Source organism: Okeania sp. SIO2C9, from assembly GCF_010672455.1.
Classification (GTDB): domain Bacteria; phylum Cyanobacteriota; class Cyanobacteriia; order Cyanobacteriales; family Microcoleaceae; genus Okeania.
The window spans coordinates 1-1,216 of record NZ_JAAHGO010000263.1 but is presented as its reverse complement, the minus strand read 5'-3'; the positions used below and the strand labels follow the sequence as shown (position 1 = coordinate 1,216).

Sequence of the window (1,216 nt, the reverse complement as noted above, 5' to 3'; positions counted from 1 at the left end):
TCCCCTTACACGTAGCGCTATATTAGGAAAAATCAAGGTTTAAACCAAAAATAACAGAAGAGGATTATAGAGAAAACTAATTTTACAGTACAAATGCTACAGCGAGGTGATCAGAAAGAATGGGAACTTGATACACCTGTCCAGTTACAGAGGGCGTAGCCTTTTTAATTGCATAATCGTACTTGGATACAGGTGCCTTAGAAGGGTGGGTTGGTCCATTAGGAGGACAGACTGTTCCTGGGGTTCCAGATGTTATTTTGTCAGGCTGGCGATTAAAATCACCAGCTACTACCCAATCACCGACAGCCACATTAATTGCTTTAACTAGACCTTCTATATCGTTACCACTTCCGCTCATAGCATGAATGGTAAAGCAATATCTTGTGCTACCATCGTATTCTGCTCCTAGTACCGGACGCCATTTTGCGGAACTGATTGATTCAAGTAATTTTACATTTTTTGGCTTTTTAACTGATACTACTGCCAAGTTACAACGATTTCCCCCTGGATCAGCAGGGTAAAACAAGATGTACTTTGTTGGATTAGCACTTCCTTTCCAGGTGTATAGTTCAACTCCTGTTGGTAAGGGATTTGTCGGGGTTTCAGGCTTTGCTGAGGCAGGTACTGAGCCACACTCTTGCAGGGAACAAACCTCTGCACCCTGTTTAATAAATTGTAAGATTCCTTGATTCCATTTGTCATCTGTGCTGGCACTGGAGCCTTGCATATTCCAAGTTACTAAGTTCATAAGTGCATTACTAAATTCAAACTAGACCTAATATATCACTTCGGACACAAAAAATACTATCAACGAGTTCAAATGCCGATTTGATAGGTAGTTTAAGAATCAAAGTTAAAAATTGTAAAGACAACGAAGAAAATTTTTCTACCAATTTCCCAAATGTCTGTTATACATCAATACTCGTGTCTAGGCCTCATCAGCATCTGTAGCCAACATATTAGAGGGGACTTGCCTCCGCTGCCACTAGGGTAAAACCTTCAGCAGTGCCGAGGGTTATACTACCGGGCAATTGCAAAACTTCCAAAGTTGCCTGATCTAATAATAAGTAAGGTTGAGTTGACCATAACTCTTGTAATTCTACTGCTTCCATAGAAATTACTCTGCGATCGCTATAAAAATCTAGACTCGGACGCCCATAGATAAAGGAAGTATAAATAACTGCTCCCACTTCAGTATGTTCTTGAATTAAAGCAA

1 protein-coding gene and 1 pseudogene are annotated in these 1,216 nt (G+C 40.2%); both read right to left on the bottom strand.

Going from position 1 to position 1,216, the window contains the following annotated elements; all coding sequences use genetic code 11:
• Positions 1-82: 82 nt before the first annotated feature.
• Positions 83-748 (bottom strand): endonuclease/exonuclease/phosphatase family protein, encoded by a 666-nt coding sequence (locus F6K23_RS40870; RefSeq protein WP_293166972.1) that lies wholly within the window; start codon positions 746-748, stop codon positions 83-85.
• A 211-nt stretch (positions 749-959) separates the two neighbouring features.
• Positions 960-1,216, bottom strand: a pseudogene (locus F6K23_RS40865) (phospholipid carrier-dependent glycosyltransferase); the annotation flags it as partial.

Excerpts from the sequence above, each read along its gene's own strand:
- F6K23_RS40870 (WP_293166972.1), bottom strand. The coding sequence starts at position 748 with ATGAACTTAGTAACTTGGAATATGCAAGGCTCCAGTGCCAGCACAGAT.